General features: G+C 72.5%; 21 protein-coding genes and 1 pseudogene. 10 read left to right on the forward strand and 12 right to left on the reverse strand.

What is annotated here, in order from left to right; all coding sequences use genetic code 11:
- The first annotated feature begins 76 nt into the window (after nt 1-76).
- Together ACFLFB_RS14425 and ACFLFB_RS14430 are read left to right on the forward strand one after the other, a co-directional pair.
- Complete coding sequence (locus tag ACFLFB_RS14425; protein ID WP_392542873.1) at nt 77-940, forward strand: methylenetetrahydrofolate reductase; 864 nt, start codon at nt 77-79, stop codon at nt 938-940.
- Between the two features lie 43 nt (nt 941-983).
- The gene (locus ACFLFB_RS14430) at nt 984-1,862 is read left to right on the forward strand and encodes a homocysteine S-methyltransferase family protein (RefSeq protein ID WP_392542874.1); all 879 of its coding nucleotides are present in this window, start codon (nt 984-986) and stop codon (nt 1,860-1,862) included.
- A gap of 3 nt (nt 1,863-1,865) precedes the next feature.
- On the opposite strand, the gene ACFLFB_RS14435 is transcribed toward ACFLFB_RS14430, so the two are convergent.
- Nucleotides 1,866-2,504: an FMN-dependent NADH-azoreductase gene (locus tag ACFLFB_RS14435; RefSeq protein ID WP_392542875.1), complete on the reverse strand. Its 639-nt coding sequence runs from the start codon at nt 2,502-2,504 to the stop codon at nt 1,866-1,868.
- 99 nt (nt 2,505-2,603) lie between these two features.
- Between ACFLFB_RS14435 and ACFLFB_RS14440 the strand changes: the two genes are divergently transcribed.
- Entirely contained in the window at nt 2,604-3,131 is a 528-nt protein-coding gene (locus tag ACFLFB_RS14440; protein ID WP_392542876.1) for a MarR family winged helix-turn-helix transcriptional regulator, read from the forward strand.
- Here ACFLFB_RS14440 and ACFLFB_RS14445 read toward each other — a convergent pair.
- The 5 genes from ACFLFB_RS14445 to ACFLFB_RS14465 are packed head-to-tail and all read right to left on the reverse strand — an operon-like array spanning nt 3,115 to nt 8,011.
- The gene (locus tag ACFLFB_RS14445) at nt 3,115-3,789 is read right to left on the reverse strand and encodes a DUF1638 domain-containing protein (protein WP_392542877.1); all 675 of its coding nucleotides are present in this window, start codon (nt 3,787-3,789) and stop codon (nt 3,115-3,117) included. The two genes, ACFLFB_RS14440 and ACFLFB_RS14445, sit on opposite strands and share 17 nt — an antisense overlap.
- Nucleotides 3,722-5,692 (reverse strand): ASKHA domain-containing protein, encoded by a 1,971-nt coding sequence (locus ACFLFB_RS14450; protein WP_392542878.1) that lies wholly within the window; start codon nt 5,690-5,692, stop codon nt 3,722-3,724. The genes ACFLFB_RS14445 and ACFLFB_RS14450 overlap by 68 nt, the downstream gene beginning before the upstream one ends.
- Complete coding sequence (locus ACFLFB_RS14455; RefSeq protein WP_392542879.1) at nt 5,689-6,585, reverse strand: dihydropteroate synthase; 897 nt, start codon at nt 6,583-6,585, stop codon at nt 5,689-5,691. Before ACFLFB_RS14455 ends, ACFLFB_RS14450 begins: the two co-directional genes overlap by 4 nt.
- Nucleotides 6,582-7,247, reverse strand: a complete 666-nt coding sequence (locus tag ACFLFB_RS14460; RefSeq protein WP_392542880.1) for a corrinoid protein — start codon at nt 7,245-7,247, stop codon at nt 6,582-6,584. The genes ACFLFB_RS14455 and ACFLFB_RS14460 overlap by 4 nt, the downstream gene beginning before the upstream one ends.
- Nucleotides 7,244-8,011 (reverse strand): IclR family transcriptional regulator, encoded by a 768-nt coding sequence (locus ACFLFB_RS14465; protein ID WP_392542881.1) that lies wholly within the window; start codon nt 8,009-8,011, stop codon nt 7,244-7,246. Before ACFLFB_RS14465 ends, ACFLFB_RS14460 begins: the two co-directional genes overlap by 4 nt.
- 70 nt (nt 8,012-8,081) lie before the next feature.
- Here ACFLFB_RS14465 and ACFLFB_RS14470 point away from each other — a divergent pair, with 70 nt between their 5' ends.
- From ACFLFB_RS14470 to ACFLFB_RS14485, 4 genes and pseudogenes are all read left to right on the forward strand, one after another.
- Nucleotides 8,082-9,572 (forward strand): trimethylamine methyltransferase family protein, encoded by a 1,491-nt coding sequence (locus ACFLFB_RS14470; protein ID WP_392542882.1) that lies wholly within the window; start codon nt 8,082-8,084, stop codon nt 9,570-9,572.
- A gap of 16 nt (nt 9,573-9,588) precedes the next feature.
- Entirely contained in the window at nt 9,589-10,977 is a 1,389-nt protein-coding gene (locus ACFLFB_RS14475) for an L-serine ammonia-lyase (protein ID WP_392542883.1), read from the forward strand.
- A 22-nt stretch (nt 10,978-10,999) separates the two neighbouring features.
- Nucleotides 11,000-11,182 (forward strand): annotated as a pseudogene (locus tag ACFLFB_RS14480) (PIG-L family deacetylase); the annotation flags it as partial.
- A gap of 124 nt (nt 11,183-11,306) precedes the next feature.
- Entirely contained in the window at nt 11,307-11,534 is a 228-nt protein-coding gene (locus ACFLFB_RS14485; protein ID WP_392545468.1) for a hypothetical protein, read from the forward strand.
- Nucleotides 11,535-11,544: 10 nt separating this feature from the next.
- On the opposite strand, the gene ACFLFB_RS14490 is transcribed toward ACFLFB_RS14485, so the two are convergent.
- The 6 genes from ACFLFB_RS14490 to purU all read right to left on the reverse strand — a co-directional run bounded on the left by ACFLFB_RS14490 (nt 11,545) and on the right by purU (nt 16,258).
- Nucleotides 11,545-12,222 (reverse strand): Type 1 glutamine amidotransferase-like domain-containing protein, encoded by a 678-nt coding sequence (locus ACFLFB_RS14490; RefSeq protein WP_392542884.1) that lies wholly within the window; start codon nt 12,220-12,222, stop codon nt 11,545-11,547.
- Nucleotides 12,219-12,833 carry a DUF664 domain-containing protein gene (locus tag ACFLFB_RS14495; RefSeq protein WP_392542885.1) on the reverse strand — a complete coding sequence of 205 codons (615 nt, stop codon included), beginning with the start codon at nt 12,831-12,833 and terminating at the stop codon, nt 12,219-12,221. Before ACFLFB_RS14495 ends, ACFLFB_RS14490 begins: the two co-directional genes overlap by 4 nt.
- A gap of 62 nt (nt 12,834-12,895) precedes the next feature.
- A complete protein-coding gene (locus tag ACFLFB_RS14500; protein WP_392542886.1) occupies nt 12,896-13,066 on the reverse strand; it encodes a hypothetical protein in 171 nt (56 codons plus the stop codon).
- A gap of 113 nt (nt 13,067-13,179) precedes the next feature.
- Nucleotides 13,180-14,721, reverse strand: a complete 1,542-nt coding sequence (locus ACFLFB_RS14505; RefSeq protein ID WP_392542887.1) for a hypothetical protein — start codon at nt 14,719-14,721, stop codon at nt 13,180-13,182.
- A 73-nt stretch (nt 14,722-14,794) separates the two neighbouring features.
- On the reverse strand, nt 14,795-15,235 hold the full coding sequence (locus tag ACFLFB_RS14510; protein WP_392542888.1) for a hypothetical protein: 441 nt from the start codon (nt 15,233-15,235) through the stop codon (nt 14,795-14,797).
- A 153-nt stretch (nt 15,236-15,388) separates the two neighbouring features.
- Nucleotides 15,389-16,258: a formyltetrahydrofolate deformylase gene (gene purU, locus ACFLFB_RS14515; protein WP_392542889.1), complete on the reverse strand. Its 870-nt coding sequence runs from the start codon at nt 16,256-16,258 to the stop codon at nt 15,389-15,391.
- Nucleotides 16,259-16,306: 48 nt separating this feature from the next.
- Between purU and ACFLFB_RS14520 the strand changes: the two genes are divergently transcribed.
- The 3 genes from ACFLFB_RS14520 to betA all read left to right on the forward strand — a co-directional run bounded on the left by ACFLFB_RS14520 (nt 16,307) and on the right by betA (nt 20,385).
- Entirely contained in the window at nt 16,307-17,089 is a 783-nt protein-coding gene (locus ACFLFB_RS14520; protein WP_392542890.1) for an IclR family transcriptional regulator, read from the forward strand.
- Nucleotides 17,090-17,200: 111 nt separating this feature from the next.
- Complete coding sequence (locus tag ACFLFB_RS14525) at nt 17,201-18,676, forward strand: aldehyde dehydrogenase family protein (protein ID WP_392545429.1); 1,476 nt, start codon at nt 17,201-17,203, stop codon at nt 18,674-18,676.
- 11 nt (nt 18,677-18,687) lie between these two features.
- A complete protein-coding gene (betA, locus tag ACFLFB_RS14530) occupies nt 18,688-20,385 on the forward strand; it encodes a choline dehydrogenase (protein ID WP_392545430.1) in 1,698 nt (565 codons plus the stop codon).
- Nucleotides 20,386-20,387: the final 2 nt, after the last annotated feature.

Raw genomic sequence — 20,387 nt, forward strand, 5'->3', positions numbered from 1 at the left:
CGCTGACGCTAGCGGTGAGGGCCGACGGACCCCTACGCTGGGCCCATCAGGTGCGTATGACGAGACGGGTTGCATGATGAGCAACGAGTTGCCGACGGTCGCCCTCACCCGCCTGCTCGAGGGCGCGCGGTACGAGGTCATGCCCACGGCCACGATCGCCGACACGGTCCGCGAGCACGTGCCGACCACGGTGCCGGTCACGGTCACCGCCGCGCCGGGCAAGGGGCTCTCAGCCACCCTCGACCTCGCCACGACGCTCGCCGACGCCGGCTACCGGGTCGTCCCCCACCTCGCGGCCCGCATGGTCTCGGGACGCGCCGAGCTCGCCGAGGTGGTCGCGCGGCTCAAGGAGCACGACATCACCGGGGTCTTCGTCCCGGCCGGTGACGCCGACCCGCCGGCGGGGCCGTACCACGGCGCCGTCGACCTCCTGCGCGACCTCGACGAGATCGGCCACCCCTTCACCCACGTCGGCATCACCGGCTACCCCGAGTCGCACCCCACCATCGACGACGACGTCACGGTGCAGGCGATGTGGGACAAGCGCCGGTACGCGACGCACATCGTCTCGAACATGACCTTCGACGCCGAGCACCTCGCGACGTGGTGCGAGCGGGTCCGCCGGCGGGGAGTGACCCTCCCCCTCCTCGTCGGCGTCCCCGGTCCGGTCGAGCGCACCAAGCTGCTCGGGATGGCGACGAAGATCGGTGTGGGAGAGTCGCTCCGCTTCCTGCGCAAGCAGCGGTCGGTGTTCGCGCGCATCGCCGCACCGGGCTTCTCCACCGACCGGTTCGTCAGCCGGGTCGCGGCCCTCGCGGCGAACGAGGCGCTCGGCATCGAGGGGCTGCACGTCTTCACCTTCAACCAGGTGGAGGTCATCGAGGCGTGGCGACGGCGGATGCTCGACGACGCGGTGGCGTCGCGGAGCCGGCCGCGGTGAGACGGGGACGTCCGGCGTCGGCGCCCCGGCCTACCGTGGCACCGTGACGAACCGACTCCTCACCCTCCTCGCCGGTCGCCCCGCGGTCTTCGACGGCGGGTACGGCTGGCTGCTCCAGGAGCGCGGGCTGCCCATGGGCGAGTGCGCCGAGTCCTGGAACCTCGACAACGCCGACGCCGTCGCCGCCCTCCACGACGAGTACGCGGACGCCGGGGCCCGCCTCATCACCACGAACACGTTCGGCGCCACCGAGCCGCGACTGGCCCAGCACGGGCTGTCCGGCCGCGCGCTCGAGGTCAACCGCGCCGGGGCCGCCATCGCGCGCACGGTCGCCGACCGCCACGGCGCCCTGGTCGCCGGCGACATCGGCCCCACCGGTGAGCTCCTCGACCCGCTCGGCACCCTGTCGGTCGAGGACGCCACCGCCCTGTTCGCCGAGCAGGTCCGTGGCCTCGTCGACGGCGGCGCGGACCTCCTGCTCGTCGAGACGATGAGCGACCTCGGGGAGGCCCGGGCCGCGGTCGCGGCCGCCCGCGACGTCGCGCCCGAGCTCCCCGTCGTCGTCACGCTGTCCTTCGACACCAACCTGCGCACGATGATGGGCGTCACCCCGGCCGCCGCCGTGTCGGCACTCGTCGCCGACGGCGTCGACGCCGTGGGAGCCAACTGCGGCCGCGGTCCCGACGAGATGCGGACCATCGCCGAGCAGCTCGCCGCCAGCCGCCCCGAGGGCGTCCTGCTCGTCGCGCAGTCCAACGCGGGCCTGCCCGAGCTGTCCGGCGCCGACTTCGTCTACACCGTCGGGCCGCAGGCCATGGCCGAGCACGCCCTCGAGCTGCGCGACCTCGGCATCGACGTCATCGGCGCCTGCTGCGGGTCCTCGCCCGAGCACGTGCGGGCGATGGCCGCGGCGCTGGCCTGAGGGTCAGGCGGCGCGGCGTCCGAGGGCCGCTCCGGCCTCGACGGCCGCCTCCTCGGCGGTCTTGCGGAGCAGCGTGCCCAGCTCGAGCAGCTCGTCGAGGGCGGGGTTGACGCCGGCGAGGGTGAGCTCGCGCTCGATGAGGGTGAGGTCCGCGCCCCAGACGTCGACGAGGATGCGACGGAGGTAGTCGGTGCTGTGGTCCCAGCCCTCCTTGGGGGTCCCGGGCCCGTAGGCGCCGCCGCGGGTCACGAGGGCGACGACGGGCGTGCCCTCGAGGAGGCGCGCGCCGGAGGGTGCGCCCGCGATCGCGAGGTCGATCCACGCCTTGACGTGCTGCGAGACGCCCCAGTTGTAGAGCGGCACGGCGAGGACGGCGGCGTCGGCCGCCTGCAGCTCGGCCGCGAGTGATCCGGCCAGTGCGATGGCGGAGCGCTGTTCGGCGGTGCGGTCCTCCTCGGGCGTGAAGGAGCCACCGATGGCCAGCGGCCACGCGTCCGACGGCAGCGGGGCGGCACCGAGGTGGCGGCGGACGACGTCCTCGTCGGGTCGGCCCACGGCGAGGTGCTCGATGACGAGGTCGGCGAGCGCGCTGCTGGCCGAGCGGTCGCCCTGGATGCTGGCGTCGATGCGAAGGACGGTCATGCGGGTACTCCTCGGTGATGGACTTGAATGTTCAACTTGGTGACGAGCCCACCGTACGACGCCTGACTTGAATGTTCAACTCGACGCTAGGATGGGCGCATGTCCCCCGCCCCTGACGAGACGACCACCACCGCCCCGCCGTGGCTCGACGACGCCCAGCTGCACGACTGGACGTCCCTCATGTCGCTCGTCGCGGCCCTGCCCAGCGCCCTGGACGCCCAGCTCAAGCGCGACGCCGGCATCAACTCCTTCGAGTACCACGTGCTCGCCTCGCTGTCCGAGGCCCCCGACCGCACCCTCCAGCTGAGCGACCTGGCCCACCTCTCGCGCGGGTCCCTCTCGCGCCTGTCGCACGCCGTCACCCGCCTCGAGGGGGCCGGCTGGATCACTCGCACGACGTGCACCGGCGACGGCGCCCGGCGGGTCGAGGCACGGCTCACCGAGGCGGGCTGGGCGAAGATCCGCGACGCCGCACCGGGGCACGTCCGCGAGGCGCGGCGCCTCGTCGTCGACGTCCTGTCCGAGTCCGAGCTGCGCGCCCTGGGCGCCGCGGCCCGCAAGGTGGCGAGGGCCGCCGGGATGGACCTCGAGTCCTGCGACGGGAGCCCGCTCAGCGGGTCGTGCTGAGCAGTCCCTCGATGGCGCGGTCGAGGCCGCGGGGTCCGGTGGGGCGCACCTGCAGCGGCAGCCCGATGCGGTCGGCGGCCTCCTGGGCGAGCGTGCGCAGCTCGGCCTGCTCGGCCGGGTCGGTGGTCTGGACGAGCCACACGACGCGCGTGTAGTGGCGGAAGTAGTCGTCGCGCAGCTCGGGGTGGCGGTCGAGGCCGAGCTCGTGGATCACCGTGCGGGAGAACGACTTCACGAGGAAGTCGGTGAGCAGGTAGGTGCCCGGCTCCTCCTCCGCGATCGACTCGACGACCATCGGCCCCGCGTAGAGGTCGTAGCAGTGCAGGCCCGGCAGCCGGTCGACCCCGAGCCGCTCGCACACCTCGTCGAGCGCGCCGTAGGTACCGCAGTCGGCGTAGCCCACGGCGACCCGGTCGTACCGGTCGCGCAGCTCGAGGACGAGGCGCTCGACCTCGCCCGCGATGCGTTCCGGCCGGTTGTGGAGCAGCGGCGGCAGGGGGTGCACGTCGACCGCCCAGCCGTGCCGGGCGACGGCGTCGGCCGCCGGCTGGGCGATGGCCCCGCACGCGACGAGCGCGACGCGGGCGCCCTCAGACGGGGAAGGCGAGCTGGTCGACGAACCGGTCGTTGAAGTCGGGGCGGTCGGAGAGCTCGACATAGCGCACCTCCTCCAGCAGCGCGTCGGCGCCGGCCCGTTCGCGGGCCGACAACAGCACCATCTTCGCCCCCTCCCCCGCGACGTTGCCGGCGGAGACGATCCGCAGCACCGGCAGCTTCGGGACGAGCCCGATCCGCACGGCCGAGGCGGGCGAGAGGTACGAGCCGAAGGACCCGGCGAGCAGGACCTGCTGCACGTCGCGCGGCTCCACCCCCAGCTCCTCGAGCATCAGGGTCCACCCGGTGGAGATCGCCGCCTTCGCGAACTGGAGCTCGCGAACGTCCCTCTGCGACAGGTAGACCGACTCCGAGGCCGGGGTGTCAGGGGTCGCCCGGTACAGGATGAAGACCCGCTCCCCCGCTCCGACGGTCGTGAGGCGGGTGGCGAGCCGCGGCACGTCGCGCGCCGCGTCCTCTTCGGGGACGAACCGGCCGGAGGCGTCGAGCAGCCCGACTCGCACCAGCTCGGAGACGGCGTCGACGAGGCCGGACCCGCAGAGCCCTCGCGGCTCGACGTCGCCGATGACGCCCAGCGTGACCGCCGCGTCGTCGTCCTCCGCCGAGGCGTCGAGCTTGATGACCTCGATGGCACCGTCGGCCGCCCGCATGCCGCACCGGATGGCGCCGCCCTCGAAGGCCGGGCCGGCCGGTGCCGCGGTGGTGACGATCCGCTCGCCGTCGCTGAGCGCGATCTCGCAGTTGGTGCCGACGTCGATGAACAGGCGCACCCGCTTGTCGCGGTCGAGCCCGCTGGCGAGCATCCCGGCCACGATGTCGCCGCCGACGTACGCCCCGAGCGCGGGGAAGATCGTGGCGCGAGCCCGTGGGTGCACGGCGAGCCCGAGGTCGGTGGCGAGCAGCACGGGCCAGTCGGCGCTCACCTGGATGAAGGGGGCCACCCCGATCGGCTCGGGGTCGACACCGAGGAGCAGGGCCGTCATCGTCGCGTTGCCCGCCAGCGCGACCTCGTAGACCTCCTCGGGCGCGACGCCGCCCTCGTCGCACACCTCGTGCGCGAGCTCGGCCAGGGTCTGGTGCGCGAGCTCGGTGAGCCGCCCCAGGGCCTCGGGGTCCATCATCGTCGCGCTGATCCGGGTGATGACGTCGCCGCCGAACGGCTGCTGCTTGTTGAGCATCGACGCGACCGCGACGGGTGTGCCGGTCTCGAGGTCGAGCAGGGTCGCGACGACCGTGGTCGTCCCGAGGTCGAACGCGATGGCGTGCCGCCGACCCGTGGTGTCACCCGGCTCGATGTCGATGAGCACCTCGTCGACGACCACCGCGGTGACCTTGAAGTCGCTCTGCCGCAACACGTTCGGCAGCCGCCGCAACGCGTGGAGGTCGGGGTTCAGGGTGAGGTCCTCGATCGCGTCGCGCAGGCGCACGAGGTCGGTGCGCTGGTCGGCGAGGGTCGGCTCGGTGAGCTCGACGTAGCGCTTCTGCACCCCCGGGCGCAGGATGACCTGCCGTCCGACGCCGACGGTCGACGCCTTCGGGCGGGTGACGAGCGGGGGCACCTCGAGGCCGAGGTCGTGGGTGGCCTTGACGAGGCAGGCGAGCCGCCAGCCGTCGCCGATCTGGTCCTCGGAGAACGTCCGGCGGTCGTGCCGCGTGACCGGCGCGCTGCCGGCGGTGAGGCGGACCAGGCACTTGCGGCAGGTGCCGTGCCCGCCGCAGGTGGAGTCGATGGCGATGCCGTTCCACGAGGCGGCGTCGAAGACCGACACCCCGGGCGGCACGCGCACCGAGCGGTTCGCCGGTGTGAAGGTCAGCTGCACCCGCCCGGTGCCCTCGTGGACCTCCTCGCCGACCGCGCCCGACGGGGGCGGCTCGAGGAGACCCTCGCGCCGCATCCCGTCGACGACGTCCTCGAACGGCGCTCCCGGACCGCGCTCCCCCGTCACGCCGGGCCGGCAGCGGCCGCGGCCAGCGCCGCCTGGCGCGAGCGGTGCGTGGCGATCCACTTCGAGCCCCACTCGTCGTTGCCGAGGAGGAGGTCGGCGGCGCGCACGGCGTCGACGACGTGGGGCGTGCGGGCGTCCATGATCGCGCTGGTCATGCCGGCCGACATCGCGAGCGGCAGCCAGGCGCCGTTGATCGCGTGGCGACCGGGCATGCCGAAGCTGACGTTGGAGGCGCCGCAGGTGGTGTTCAGGCCCCAGCGCTCGCGGATGCCGCGGATGACCTCGAGGGTCACCCGGCCGACCGTGGAGTCGGCGCCGATCGGCATGGCGAGGGGGTCGATGACGATGTCGTCGATCGCGATGCCGTACTCCTCCGTGGCGACCCGGACGATCTTCTCGGTGAGCTGGAGTCGCTTCTCGGCCTCCATCGGGATCTCGTCGTGGTCGTTGGGCAGCGCGACGATGGCGGCGTCGTACTTCTTGACGAGCGGCAGGATGGCGGCGAGCCGCTCGTCCTCGGCGGTGACCGAGTTGACGAGGGCGCGGCCCTGGTAGGTCGCGAGCCCGGCCTCGAGCGCCTCGACGACCGAGGAGTCGATGCAGATCGGGAGGTCGGTGACCTGCTGGACGAGCTGGATCGCCCGCACGAGCAGGTCGGCCTCGTCGGTGAGCGGGACGCCCATGTTGATGTCGAGGACGTCGGCGCCGCCGGCGACCTGCGCGGCGACGTCCTTCTCGATGATCGACAGGTCGCCGTCGCGCAGCGCCCGCTGGAACACCGGCCGACCGGTGGGGTTGATCCGCTCGCCGATGACGCAGAACGGCTGGTCGGCCGCGATGACGACCTCCTTGGTCGCCGACCGCAGGACGGTGCGACGCAGCGGGGCGCTCATGCAGGGACCTTCGCCCGGCGTGCCTCGAGGAGGGCCTTGGCCCGCTTGACCGTGGCGGAGGCGTCCGAGGCGTAGCCGTCGGCACCGACCGCGTCGGCGTACTCCTGGGTGACCGGCGCGCCGCCGACCATGACGATGACCGAGTCGCGCATTCCGGCCTTCTCCAGGGCGTTGATGTTGGCCTTGAACATCGGCATCGTCGTGGTGAGGAACGCCGAGAAGCCGACGATGTCGGGCCGGTGCTCCTCGATGGCCGCGACGAACTTCTCCGGAGCCACCTGCACCCCGAGGTCGATGACCTCGAAGCCCGCGCCCTCGAGCATGATGTTCACGAGGTTCTTGCCGATGTCGTGGACGTCGCCCTTGACGGTGCCCATGAGGAACTTGCCGATCGTCTCCACGCCGGTGTCGGCGAGGAGCGGGCGCAGCACCTCCATCGAGCCGGCCATGGCGCGGCCGGCGATGAGCATCTCGGGGACGAAGAAGTCGCCGCGCTCGAAGCGGGCGCCCACCTCCTCCAGCGCCGGGATCAGGGCGTCGAACAGCAGGGTGCCGGGCATCATGTCCATGCCCAGTGCCTGGTGGGTGAGGTCGAGGACTGCGGGGCCGTTCCCGACGAGCGTCTCGTCGTACAACCCCTGGAGGATCTCGTCGGGAGTCATGCTGCGCCTTCCTGTGGGTGGTGGTCGAGACGGGCCGACAACGCCCTGGCGTGGGCGGCGACGAGGGCGCCGGTGGACCGCAGGTCCTCGGCGAGGCGGGACGTGGGTCCCGAGATCCCGAGCGCCGCGACGACCGCACCGTGGTGGCGGACCGGCGCGGCGACGCCGGTGAGGCCGGGCTCGAGCTCGTCGACCGTGGTCGCGAACCCGTCCTGGCGGATGCTCGGCAGCTGCGCCTCGAGAGCGGCGCCGGTGGTGACCGACTGCGGGGTGAGGGCGTCGAGGCGGCCGGAAGGGACGGGGAGGGCGCCGTGGGCGAAGAGGACCTTGCCCAGGGCCGAGCAGTGGGCGGCGACGTCGGTGCCGACCCAGTCGCGCGAGCCGAGGAAGTAGGCCGAGTCGACCTGCGCCACCTGCACGACCGTGCCGCGGCGGGCGACCCCGAGGTTGACGGTCTCGCCGGTGAGGTCGCCGAGCGAGCGCATCGTGGAGTCGGCGGTCTCGACGAGGTGGCCGTCGTCGGAGCGGCGGGTGGCGTAGTGGTCGAACAGGGCCCCGGCGCTCCAGCGGCCGTGGTCGTCGCGGGCCAGGAGGTCGGCGCGCTCGAGGGCGGCGAGGAGGCGGGAGGTCGTGGAGCGGGCCAGTCCCGAGGCGCCCGCGAGCTCGGTGAAGGTCACCGGCGACTCGGCGCGGACGACGCGCGCGACGAGGTCGGCGGCCCGGTCGATCGACTGGGTGCCGGTGCCGGCCGTGGGGGTGGTCACGGGGCTCCTCTCGGGTGGGCTTCAGGCGCTCATCATGTGGAACCAAAGTCCCACATGATGAGGCTAGGATGTGAGACGGCTCACCGTCAAACGTCGATCGCCTGTCAGAGAGGCCCGCCCGATGTTCACCAACCGCATGCCGCGCTACGAGATCCTGTCGGCGGACGCCCTCGAGCAGCTCGATGCCGGCTGGCGCCGGATCGTCACCGAGATCGGCGTGGAGTTCATGAGCGACCGCGCCCTCGACCTGTTCCGGGCCGCGGGACAGCGGGTCGAGGAGAACACCGTCTTCCTCGACCCCGAGTTCGTCCTCGCCCAGGTGGCCCTGGCCCCGCGCGAGTTCGACGTGCAGGCGCGCAACCCCGAGCGCAGCATCCACATCGGTGGCGACTCGATGGCGTTCGGCGCGGTCTACGGTCCGCCCTTCGTCCGCGACGGCGACGTGCGCCGCGACGGCACGATGGAGGACTACCGCAACTTCGCGCGACTCTCCCAGTCGTTCTCGGTGCTCGACTCCGCCGGCGGCGTGGTCTGCGAGCCCAACGACGCCCCGCTCGACTCGCGCCACCTCGACATGACGCTCGCCCTGATGACGCTCACCGACAAGGTGTTCATGGGCAACGTCGTCTCCGGGCCCAACGCGCGCGACGTCATCGCGATGTCGGAGATCCTCTTCGGCGGCCGCGAGGCGATCGAGGCCACGCCCACGTCCATCAGCCTGATCAACTGCAACTCGCCCCTGCGCTGGGACGACCGCATGCTCGACGCGCTGTTCGAGTACTGCGCCGCGGCCCAGCCGGTCGTCCTCACCCCCTTCATCCTCATGGGCGCGATGTCGCCGGTCACCATCCCGGCCGCGCTCGTGCAGCAGATGGCCGAGGCCCTGTCGGGCATCGCCCTGGCGCAGCTGATCCGCCCGGGCTGTCCGGTGATCTTCGGCTCGTTCCTGTCCAACATCGACATGCAGTCCGGCTCCCCCACGTTCGGCACGCCGGAGTCGGGCATCGGCCTGCTGTGCACCGGCCAGATCGCGCGCCACTTCAACCTGCCGTTCCGCACCGGCGGCGGGCTGACGTCCTCGCAGGTCCCGGACGCGCAGGCGGGCTACGAGTCGCTGATGACGCTGCTGCCGACCTTCCTCGCCGGCACCAACTGGGTCATGCACACCGCCGGCTGGCTCGAGGGCGGGCTCGTCGCCGGGTTCGAGAAGTTCATCATCGACTGCCAGATCGTCGAGATGCTCCAGCACGAGTTCACCCCGCTCGAGATCGACGCCGGGTCGCTGGCGTTCGACGCGCACCAGGAGGTGGGCCACGGCGGCCACTTCCTCGGGTCGATGCACACGATGGAGCGCTTCCGCACCTGCTTCTACCGGCCCTTCCTCAACTCCTCCGAGAACTACGAGCGGTGGATGCGCAACGGCGCGCAGGACACCGCGACGCGTGCTGCGGCCATCTGGCGCAAGCGGCTCGAGGAGTTCGAGCAGCCGACCATCGACGACGGCATCCGCGCCGAGCTCGAGGACTTCGTCACCCGGCGTCGCCGGGAGCTCGGCGACTGAGGCAGGCTGTCCTCCCGTGGCCATCAGCGCGTTCGACCTGTTCTCCGTCGGGATCGGCCCGTCGAGCTCCCACACCGTGGGACCGATGCGGGCCGCCCACACCTTCGCCGACGGCCTGCGGGCCGAGGGCGTCCTCGAGCGCGTGGGCCGGGTCAAGGCCGAGCTGTTCGGCTCGCTCGGTGCCACCGGCCACGGCCACGGCTCGGTCAAGGCGGTCGTCCTCGGCCTCGAGGGCGAGAACCCCGAGACCACCGACCCGCGCGGCGCCGACCCGCGCCTGGAGGAGGTGCGCACCTCCGGGGTGCTGCGGCTCGCCGGGACGCACGAGATCGCCTGCGCGGTCGACACCGACGTCGTCCTGCACCGCCGGGCGTCGTTGCCCTTCCACGCCAACGGCATGCGGTTCACCGCGTGGGAATCGGCCACCCCGGTCGAGGGAGAGGAGCCGCTGCGCCAGCGCGAGTACTACTCCGTCGGCGGCGGCTTCGTCCTCGACGAGGACGAGGTCGGTGGCAACCGGATCGTCCCCGACGAGACGCCCGTCCGGTACCCGTTCACCACCGGCAACCAGCTGCTCGAGCGCTGTGCCGAGTCGGGCCTGTCGATCAGCGGCGTGATGATGGCCAACGAGCTGTCGTGGCGCACCGAGGCCGAGGTGCGCTCCGGCCTGCTGCACCTCTGGGCGGTCATGCAGGAATGCGTCGACAACGGCTGCCGCAGCACCGAGGGCGTCCTGCCCGGCGGGCTCAAGGTGCCGCGCCGCGCGCCCCGCCTGGCCCGGCAGCTGCGCTCCGAGCACGGCGGCGACCCCCTCGCCGCGATGGACTGGGTGACCCTCTACGCGCTGGCCGTCAACGAGGAGAACGCCTCGGGTGGGCGCATCGTCACGGCCCCGACGAACGGCGCGGCGGGCATCATCCCGGCGGTCCTGCACTACTACACGCGCTGGGTGCCCGGTGCGTCCGACGACGAGGTGGTGTCCTTCCTCCTCACCGCCGCCGCCATCGGCACGCTCTACAAGGAGAACGCCTCGATCTCGGGCGCCGAGGTCGGCTGCCAGGGCGAGGTCGGCTCGGCCTGCTCGATGGCGGCCGGCGCGCTGGCCGAGGTGATGGGCGGGACGCCCGACCAGGTCGAGAACGCCGCCGAGATCGGCATCGAGCACAACCTCGGCCTCACGTGCGACCCCGTGGGTGGGCTCGTGCAGATCCCGTGCATCGAGCGCAACGCGGTGGCGTCGGTGAAGGCCATCACCGCGGCACGAATCGCGTTGCGCGGCAACGGGAAGCAGATCGTCTCGCTCGACAAGGCGATCAAGACGATGCGCGACACCGGCCGCGACATGAAGGTGAAGTACAAGGAGACCGCCCGCGGCGGACTCGCCGTCAACGTCATCGAGTGCTGAGGCCCGACGAGGGCACCCGCCCATGGCTCGCACCCGGACCCTGGCCTGCGTCTTCGCCCACCCGGACGACGACGCGTACGGGGCCGCGGGCAGCGTCGCCCTGCACGCCGACGAGCCGGGTTTCCGCTTCGTCCTGGTGCACGCGACGGTCGGCGAACAGGGCGAGATCCGCGACGGTTTCCCGGCCACCCGGGCGACGCTCGGCGCCGTCCGCCGCGCCGAGGACGAGGCCGCGTGGCGCGCCCTCGGGCGAGTCGGTCTTCGAGCGGTGGAACCGCCAGCGAGCCGAGCTCGGGCTGTTCACCTTCGACCCGACCCGGACCTACCACATGCGCGGGGTCCCGGACGAGCAGATCGGCATCACCGTCGACTGCCGGGGCGTGACCGACAGGATCGTCGCGGGCCTGCGCGAGCACCGCAGCCAGCTGCACGTCATGTCGGACGACCCGACGAACACCGAGCAGTGGGAACGACGCCTCTCGAGGGAGTGGTACGTGGTCGCGTGGCCCCCGACCGGGGGCGTGATGCTGGCCGACCTCTTCGACGGGCTGGAGTGACGGGTCCTTCTCAGTCCGCCGCCGACGAGAGAGGGAACGCCCGCCACCGGCCCTCGGAGACCACCTCGACGGTGTCGCCGACGACGCGGATGGCGGTCTGCTCGTCGATGACGTAGGCCGGGCCCCCGATGTCGGCCGCCCAGCGCTCGGCGTGCTCCATGGTGTTGGTCGGGAACAGGTCGAGGTGCGGGAAGATCGAGAAGTCGACGACGCCCAGCGTGCGGTCGTCCGTGGCGGCCGGCCACTCGACGAACCAGTCGCCGATGCGCGGCGTCAGCACCATGCTCCCGGCGCTCACCCCGACCCAGACCGTGTCGTCGAGCGAGGGCAGGAGGTCGGCCAGGCCGGACTCTCGCATCCAGTGGGCCAGGTAGGTGGCGTCACCCCCGTCGACGAGGAGCACGTCGGCTTCGCGCACCCACGGCTCCCACCGCTCGGCGCCGATGGTGGGCAGCGCGGTGAGCTCGAGGACGCCGAGCGAGGCCCAGCCCAGGCCGGTGAAGGAGGACCACGTGGGAGCCGCGGCGACCAGGCCCCGCACCGACGCCGGACCGCACATCGGGTGCCCCCACTGCGCGGTCGGGATGACGAGCGCGTGCGACTCGGCGACGGGTTTGCCGAGCAGTCCGACGAGCGCCGCCTCGATGCCGGGGTTGGTGACGCCGCCGGAGGTCAGGAGGAGCTTCACGAGCTCCCCTCCGCAGTTGCCTCCGCGGTCGTGGGCCGGGGTCGCCAGCCCTCGGGTGGGTCCTCCCCGGTGCGTCCGTCGACGGCCTCGCGCAGCAGGTCGGCGTGTCCGGTGTGCCGCCCGTACTCCTCCACGAGGTCGCAGACGAGGCGGCGCAGGTTCGCCGCACCGTCGGCGACGTGGGCCCGTCGGTCGAGGCCCTCGCCGGCGTCCAACGCCGCGGCGACCCGTCCTCGGGAGCGGGTGACCGCGTCGTCGTAGGTGCGGTAGAGCACCTCGGGTGCGTCGTGGGCCGCGGACACGATCTCCCAGTCGTCGCTGCCGTCCCACCCCCAGCCGCTCCACGGCTCCCCGAGCGGCTCACCGCTGAGCTTGGTGCCGAAGGCGAAGTCCTCCTGCGCGGCCAGGTGCTTCAGCAGCCCGCCGAGGGTGAGGCTCGACGCCCCGACGGTGGCGCCGAGACCGGCGCGGTCGAGCCCGTCGGCCTTGAAGCGGAAGGTCCACCGCAGTCGCTCGAGTGCGCCGAGCAGCGCCTCGACCTCGGTGCCGGCCAGGGGCGGCTCCCACGGGGTGTCGCCCTCACCGTCGAACGGGCTGGTGTGTCCGGTCATGCCGACACGGTAGAGGCCGGCCCCGACAGGCCGCGCGGCTCGTGCGACCGGGTCGCGACCGGTCAGAGGCCGCCGCCGCCGTCACCGAACTGGCCGGGCGGGGTGCCCACCTGGCCATCGGTCGTCGGGTCCTTGCGCTGGTAGCCCTCCATCCCCGTGTTCCCACGACGCTGCAGGAGGAACACCAGCAGCGCGATCACCGCCACCACGACCACCACCCAGACCCACCACATGACGGCTCCTCTCGAAACAGGTCCGACTCTGCTGCTGACCACTGTCCTCCCGCTCCCACCACCCGTCCAGAGCCCGAGGCACTGACTCCGAGGTCGACAGGAGCCGGCTCGGCTCAGAAGGGGATGGGCTCCGGCGTCGCTGACCTTGCGCTGGGCTCGGGTGGTGGCGGGACCGGTTCGGTGCGGTGGGCCGGTTCTGTGGTGCGCACTGTGCCGGAGGTGTGGGTCCAGGTGAGGGTGGCGTCGGGGTGGAGGGTGGGTCGCCAGCGGCCGAGCTGTTTCATCCGGTGGTGGCGTCGGCAGAGGGTGAGCAGGTTGACCGGGCCGGTGGCACCGAGCGGCCACGGTTTCGTGTGGTCGAGGTCGGCGTGGGTGGCGGCGCGCGTGCAGCCCCACATGCGGCAGGTGCCGTCGCGGGTCTTGACCAGCTCACGGACCGGCCGTGGTGGGCGGTAGACGCCGGTGGTGACCGAGGTCAGGGTGCCGGAGGGGGCGTCGAGGACGGCGCGGGCGATGTCGAGGGGGACGGTGGCCATGAGGTGCGCCACGGTGGCCGCGTCGACCCAGCCCAGCCCCGGCAGGTCGGTGCCCGACACGGTGCACCCGTTGACCACGGCCTCGACGGTGTGGCGCGGGTCGAGGGTGGCGCCGGCGCCACCGCAGGGGTCGTCGTCCGCAGGAACCTGAACCCAGGACAGGGCCTCCCGCACCTCCGCGGACAGGCTCGACACGGTGACGAGGTCGCCGGTGTCGGGATCGGGCACGAGGTCGTCATCGGCGAGGTCGACCCGGTCCCACGTGGGTTCCCCGTAGGGCATCGACTCGGTGGTGGCGGGGTCTGTGTGGGTGATGACAGGGACGCCGAGGGTGACCTGGGTGGTGACGGTGACGTTGCGCAGCAGCAGGTCCCCGAACGCGTCGGCGCGGGCCTGGTCCACGGTCAAGGTGTCGTCGATGCCGCGGTACTGCCCGGCGAGCTGGTCGACCGCGGCCCACGCGGCGGCGCTGGTCGCGGTCGGCAGCAGAGCCCACCACGACGTCAGCCCGTCATCGCCGGGGCGGACCTCAACCGTGCGGCCCCGCCGGGTCCGTGCCACTTGCGCGGCGACCTGCGCGGCCGCGACCCGGTGCGCGACCTGACGCGCCAGGGTGGTCACCCGGGCCGGGTCGCACGACGCCAGCCGGGGCGCGACCTGCTCATCCACCGCCGCGCAGGCGTGACGGTCCAGGCCGGCGCACGCGTCGATCACCTTGTGCGCCGCCACCACCGGCACCTCCCCGGCCAGGACCTGCTCACGCAGCCGCGGGAACCGCTCCCCCAGCGCCGCACCCAGGGCGACCTTGCGCCCGGCGACCCCGTCGGTGAGCCCGGTGGCCAACGCCATCTCGGTGGCGGCCATCGCGTCGACGAACCCCACCGGGTGCACCCGCTCCACCGGCCCGTCCCCGGTCAGCGTGGTCTCCACCCGCGCTCCCAACGCCCCGAGCACGGCGACCACCCCGTCAGCGGCGTTCGCCAGCCGCTGCGCCTGCCCCGCCAGCTCGAACGCCTCATCGGCCGACAGCCCGCGACCGGTGCGGGCGACCTCACGACCCAGCGCCGCGCACTCCATCCGGAGCGCCGCGAGGCGGCTGCCGATCGTCTCCCTGTCCATGCCCCCATGGTATCGCACACCTGTTCGAGCGACCAGGGTTGTCCACACGTGTTCGCCTGCAGCGCAACCACTCTCAGGACGCGAGCTCGTCAGCGGCCATGAGTGGCGCAGGGAACGACCGGACCGTGGAGGCAGTGGCGAGGAAGGCGCCGACCAGCCGCAACCCCGAGGTCCGGCAGGCCTCGAGGACGGTCTCGTGCCATTGCCGGTCGGAGTCCGTGAGCAGCGCCGAACCCGGCCGGCCACGGACGAACACCAGCCCCGAGACTGCCTCACCGAGGTCGGGTCCGAAGTGCGCGAGGAAAGGGGCGATCACCGCCGGGTCGGCATCAGCGGGGACATCGCCGATGACGACCGGCTGGGCCAGCGTGAGGTCCGGGCCCGCCAGGAGGAAGGCGACGCAGCCGCCCTCGCGGTCGGCGTGGCCGACGAAGAGGTCGGCGAGGTCGGACGCGAGGCCGGGGGTGTCCAACGGCAGGTCGGACCAGTTCGGGGGGAGGTCGTCGAAGCTCATGCCCGCACCCTGCCCGGAACCGCGACAACGGCCGCCGACTTTTCCACAACCCCTCCCGAGCCACCGTCGCGAAGGCACCCCCCACACCATCACCCAGTGGCCGGACCAGCGCCGCGAGCGCCCGGCTGAGCCGGACCGCCGGGCCGAACCGCCTCAGCTGAAGACGACGGTCCGGTCCCCGTTGAGGATGACCCGCGACTCGCACGCCCAGCGCACGGCCCGGCTCAGCACCCGGGACTCGACCTCCTCGCCGGCGCGCACGAGGTCGTCGGCCGCCATCCGGTGGTCGACCCGCACGACGTCCTGCTCGATGATCGGCCCCTCGTCGAGGTCGGCCGTCACGTAGTGCGCCGTGGCCCCGACGAGCTTGACCCCCCGTGCGAAGGCCTGGTGGTAGGGCTTGGCGCCCTTGAACGAGGGCAGGAACGAGTGGTGGATGTTGATGACGCGCCCCGACAGCTCGCGCGAGAGGTCGTCGGACAGCACCTGCATGTACCGCGCCAGCACGACCAGCTCGACGTCGTGGGCGACGACGAGCTCGCGCAGGGCCGCCTCGGCCTCGGCCTTCGTCGCGGCCGTGACGGGCAGGTGGACGAAGGGGATTCCGTATGACGCAACAAGCGGCTCGAGGTCGCGGTGGTTGGAGACCACCGCCGGGATGTCCATGGCGAGCTGTCCACTGCGCCAGCGGAACAGCAGGTCGTTGAGGCAGTGGCCGAACCTGCTCACCATCAGCAGCGTCCGCAGCGGCGTCGCCGCCCCGCGCATCGTCCAGTCCATGCCGTAGGAGGCGGCCACCGGGGCGAACAGCTCCCGCCATCCCTCCAACGAGGGCCCCTCCGGGAGAACCGAGAACCGGATCCGCATGAAGAACTGGTCGGTGCGCACGTCGTCGAACTGCTGCGACTCCTCGATGTTCGCGCCGTGCTCGAACAGCAGCGCGGAGACCGTCGCGACGATCCCCCGCCGGTCGGGGCAGGAGAGCACGAGGACGACGTCGGACGGGGTCGGGTCACCGGACATGCCGACAACGCTAGACGGATGCCGCACCCGACCAGATACCGTTCCGCCATGCGCACCACCACTCGCGACACGTCGGGGACGGTGCAGTCCGTCGACCGCGCGGTGACGATCCTCGAGCTGCTCGCGGTCCACGGCGCCGCGGGGGTCACCCAGCTGGCCCGCGAGCTCGGCGTCCACAAGTCCACGGCCAGCCGCCTCGTCGCCGCCCTCGAGCGCCGCCGGCTCGTCGAGCAGGTCGAGGAGCGGGGCCGCTACCGGCTCGGCGTCGGCATCCTCAAGCTCGCCGGTGCCACCAGCGCCCGCCTCGACCTGGTGCAGGAGGCCCGGCCCGTCTGCCGCCGCCTCGCCTCCGACACCGGCGAGACGGTGAACCTCGCCGTGCTGAGCGGCGGGGCCGCCCTCTACGTCGACCAGGTCTCCGGTGCGTCGAGCCTGTCGTCGTACAACTGGGTCGGCCAGCACATCCCGATCCACGCCACGAGCAACGGCAAGGTCCTCGTCAGCGAGCTCGTCGACCCCGAGCTCGGCCGCGTCCTCGGCGAGCTCATCGCCTACACCCCCTCGACGATCACCGACCGCAAGGCCCTGGACACGCAGCTCGCCGACGTGCGCGCCAAGGGCTGGGCGGTGGCGGCCGACGAGCTCGACGTCGGCCTCACGGCGGTCGCCGCGCCCGTGCGCGACGCCCACGGTGACGTCGTCGCGTCGGTGAGCGTCTCGGGCCCCTCGTTCCGCTTCGGCCCGCCCCGGATCGACGAGCTCACCCCGCTGCTCCTCGCTGCCACGGCCGAGATCAGCGGGCGCCTCGCCCACCGCCCCGCGGACCGCTGAGAACCCACAGGGCACGGTTCCGCCCAGATCCTTGACCACCACCCCGTCTCGGGCCATTCTGTTGCGCAGTACAGATGGTGTTGCACATGGTGCAACCAGCCGGAGGTGTCCGTGTCGGAGCTCTTCCTCGACGGCCGATGGGTTCCCGCGGCAGAGGGTGGCACGCGCTCCATCACGTGTCCGGCCGACGGCTCCCCCGTCGGCACCGTCGCGGAGGCGACCGACGCCGACACCCTCGCGGCCATCGCCGCCGCCCGCCACGCCTTCGACGACGGCCCCTGGCCGACCACCCCGGTCCGCGAGCGCGCCGCCCTCCTGAGCCGGGTCGCCGACGTCCTCGAGCGCGAGACCGCGGCCATCGCGCGGGTGGAGGCGCTCGACACCGGGAAGCGGTACGTCGAGGCCGAGTACGACGTCGCCGACGTCGCCGACGTCTTCCGCCACTACGCCGCCGTCGGGGCCGATGCCGACGACCTCGGCGACCGCACCGTCGACCTCGGTCGCGAGGGTGTCGTCAGCCGGGTCGTGCGCGAACCGGTCGGCGTCTGCGCCCTCGTGACCCCGTGGAACTACCCACTGCTGCAGGCGAGCTGGAAGGTGGCGCCCTGCCTGCTCGCCGGCAACACCTTCGTCCTCAAGCCGAGCGAGATCACCCCCCACTCCACGATCGCGCTCGTCCGCGCGCTCGAGGAGGCCGGCCTGCCCGACGGGGTCGGCAACCTCGTCCTCGGCACGGGCCCCGGGTGCGGGGGTCCCCTCTCGTCGGACCCCCGCGTCGACCTCGTCTCCTTCACCGGAAGCCTCGCCGTGGGCAAGCACCTGATGGCGCAGGGGGCCGCCACGGTGAAGAAGGTGGCCCTCGAGCTCGGGGGCAAGAACCCGAACATCGTCTTCGCCGACGCCGACCGCGAGGCCGCCCTCGACAACGCGCTCACGGCGGTCTTCCTCCACTCGGGCCAGGTCTGCTCGGCCGGCGCCCGGCTCGTCATCGAGGAGAGCATCGCCGAGGCGTTCGTCGACGAGCTCGTCGAGCGCGCCCGGCTGATCCGCCCCGGCCTCCCGTTCGACGAGAAGGCCCAGACCGGGTCGCTGACCAGCGCCGCGCACCTCGGCAAGGTCGAGGCGTACGTGGCGGCCGGCATCGCCGAGGGAGCCCGGCTGCGGTGTGGCGGAAGGCGACCCGACGACCCGGCTCTCGCCGAGGGCTTCTTCTACCTCCCCACCGTCCTCGACCGATGTCGCTCCGACATGGCGGTCGTCCAGGACGAGTCCTTCGGCCCGGTCCTCACCGTCGAGACGTTCACCACCGAGGACGAGGCCGTGCGCATCGCGAACGACTCGATCTACGGCCTCGCCGGGGCCGTGTGGACCACCGACGACGCCAAGGCCGACCGCGTGGCCGCACGGCTGCGCATGGGAACGGTGTGGCTCAACGACTTCCACCCCTATGTCGCCCAGGCCGAGTGGGGCGGCTACAAGCAGTCGGGCACCGGGCGCGAGCTCGGCCGCCTCGGCCTCGAGGAGTACCAGGAGACCAAGCACGTGTGGCGCAACACCTCACCCGCACCGTCGGGGTGGTGGGGGTGAAGAAGCTGACCGTGGGCCCCACGCCCGACCGCGTCGACGTCGTCGTCGTCGGCGGAGGCAGCGCCGGCTGCGTCATCGCCGCCCGGCTGTCGGAGGACCCCGGCACGAGCGTGCTCGTCCTCGAGGCCGGCCGCAACGACCTCAAGATCGACCCGTTCATCCACATGCCCGCGGCCCTGCCGTTCCCGATCGGCAGCCGGCTCTACGACTGGAAGTACGAGTCCGAGCCCGAGCCGCACATGAACAACCGGCGGATCTACCACGCCCGCGGCAAGGTCCTCGGCGGGTCGAGCTCGATCAACGGGATGATCTTCCAGCGCGGCAACCCCCTCGACTACGAGCGCTGGGGCGCCGACCCCGGCATGGCGACCTGGGACTACGCCCACTGCCTGCCCTACTTCAAGAAGATGGAGACCTGCCTCGCCGGCGCCGACACCTGGCGCGGCGGTGACGGGCCCCTCGTCCTCGAGCGCGGGCCCGCCACCAACCCGCTGTTCCAGGCGTTCTTCGACGCCACCGTCGAGGCCGGCTACCCGCGCACCCCGGACGTCAACGGCTACCGGCAGGAGGGGTTCGCGAAGTTCGACCGCAACATCCACCGTGGGCGCCGCCTGTCCGCGGCCCGCGCCTACCTCCACCCGGTGATGGACCGGCCCAACCTCACCGTCCGCACGCTCGCCTTCACCACCCGGGTCCTGTTCGAGGGCACCCGCGCCGTCGGCGTCGAGTACACGACGGGCGGTCGCCGGCACACGGTGCGCGCGAACGAGGTCATCCTCTGCGGCGGCGCCATCAACACCCCGCAGGTCCTCCAGCTCTCCGGGGTCGGCGACCCCGACCACCTGCGCCCGCTCGGCATCGAGACCGTCGCCGAGGTCAGGGGCGTGGGCGAGCACCTCCAGGACCACCTCGAGGTCTACATCCAGCACAAGAGCGCCCAGCCGGTCTCCATCGCGCCGGGCCTGAAGTACCGCAACCGCCCCAAGCTCGCCGCCGACTGGCTGTTCTTCCGCAAGGGCCTGGGCGCCACCAACCACTTCGAGGGCGGGGGCTTCGTCCGCAGCAACGAGGACGTCGACTACCCCAACCTCATGTTCCACTTCCTGCCGATCGCCATCCGCTACGACGGCACGAGCCCGGTGGAGGGCCACGGGTACCAGGTGCACATCGGCCCGATGTACTCCGACGCCCGCGGCACCGTGAAGATCAGGAGCACGGACCCCCGGATGAAGCCGGCGCTGCGGTTCAACTACCTCTCCACCGACCAGGACCGCCGCGAGTGGGTCGAGGCGGTGCGGGTCGCGCGCGACATCCTCGGCCAGCCGGCGATGCACCCGTACAACGCGGGTGAGATCTCCCCCGGCCCCGCGGTCGAGACCGACGAGCAGATCCTCGACTGGGTCCGTGCCGATGCCGAGACCGCGCTCCACCCCAGCTGCACCGCGCGGATGGGCACCGACGACCTCTCGGTCCTGGACCCCACGACGATGGGCGTCCACGGCACCCAGGGCCTGCGGGTCGTCGACGCCAGCGCGATGCCGTACGTGACGAACGGGAACATCTACGCCCCGGTCGTCATGCTCGCCGAGAAGGCCGCCGACCTCATCGCCGGCCACACCCCCCTCCCCGCGTCCGACGCGCCCTGGTACCACCACCGCGCCGGCTCACCGCTCGACCCCCCGACCGCTGTCGCGAGCACGGACCGATAAGG

It is taken from the genome of Oryzobacter telluris (assembly GCF_043099285.1).
GTDB classification, from domain to species: Bacteria; Actinomycetota; Actinomycetes; order Actinomycetales; family Dermatophilaceae; genus Oryzobacter; species Oryzobacter telluris.

Coding starts and splice junctions, on each gene's coding strand:
- ACFLFB_RS14500 (WP_392542886.1), bottom strand. CDS start 13,066: ATGTGGTGGGTCTGGGTGGTGGTCGTGGTGGCGGTGATCGCGCTGCTG.
- ACFLFB_RS14440 (WP_392542876.1), top strand. CDS start 2,604: ATGTCCCCCGCCCCTGACGAGACGACCACCACCGCCCCGCCGTGGCTC.
- ACFLFB_RS14520 (WP_392542890.1), top strand. CDS start 16,307: ATGCGCACCACCACTCGCGACACGTCGGGGACGGTGCAGTCCGTCGAC.
- ACFLFB_RS14455 (WP_392542879.1), bottom strand. CDS start 6,585: ATGAGCGCCCCGCTGCGTCGCACCGTCCTGCGGTCGGCGACCAAGGAG.
- ACFLFB_RS14485 (WP_392545468.1), top strand. CDS start 11,307: ATGCGCGGGGTCCCGGACGAGCAGATCGGCATCACCGTCGACTGCCGG.
- ACFLFB_RS14505 (WP_392542887.1), bottom strand. CDS start 14,721: ATGGACAGGGAGACGATCGGCAGCCGCCTCGCGGCGCTCCGGATGGAG.
- ACFLFB_RS14425 (WP_392542873.1), top strand. CDS start 77: ATGAGCAACGAGTTGCCGACGGTCGCCCTCACCCGCCTGCTCGAGGGC.
- ACFLFB_RS14495 (WP_392542885.1), bottom strand. CDS start 12,833: ATGACCGGACACACCAGCCCGTTCGACGGTGAGGGCGACACCCCGTGG.
- purU (WP_392542889.1), bottom strand. CDS start 16,258: ATGTCCGGTGACCCGACCCCGTCCGACGTCGTCCTCGTGCTCTCCTGC.
- ACFLFB_RS14510 (WP_392542888.1), bottom strand. CDS start 15,235: ATGAGCTTCGACGACCTCCCCCCGAACTGGTCCGACCTGCCGTTGGAC.
- ACFLFB_RS14460 (WP_392542880.1), bottom strand. CDS start 7,247: ATGACTCCCGACGAGATCCTCCAGGGGTTGTACGACGAGACGCTCGTC.
- ACFLFB_RS14435 (WP_392542875.1), bottom strand. CDS start 2,504: ATGACCGTCCTTCGCATCGACGCCAGCATCCAGGGCGACCGCTCGGCC.
- ACFLFB_RS14445 (WP_392542877.1), bottom strand. CDS start 3,789: ATGTCGAGCTCTCCGACCGCCCCGACTTCAACGACCGGTTCGTCGACC.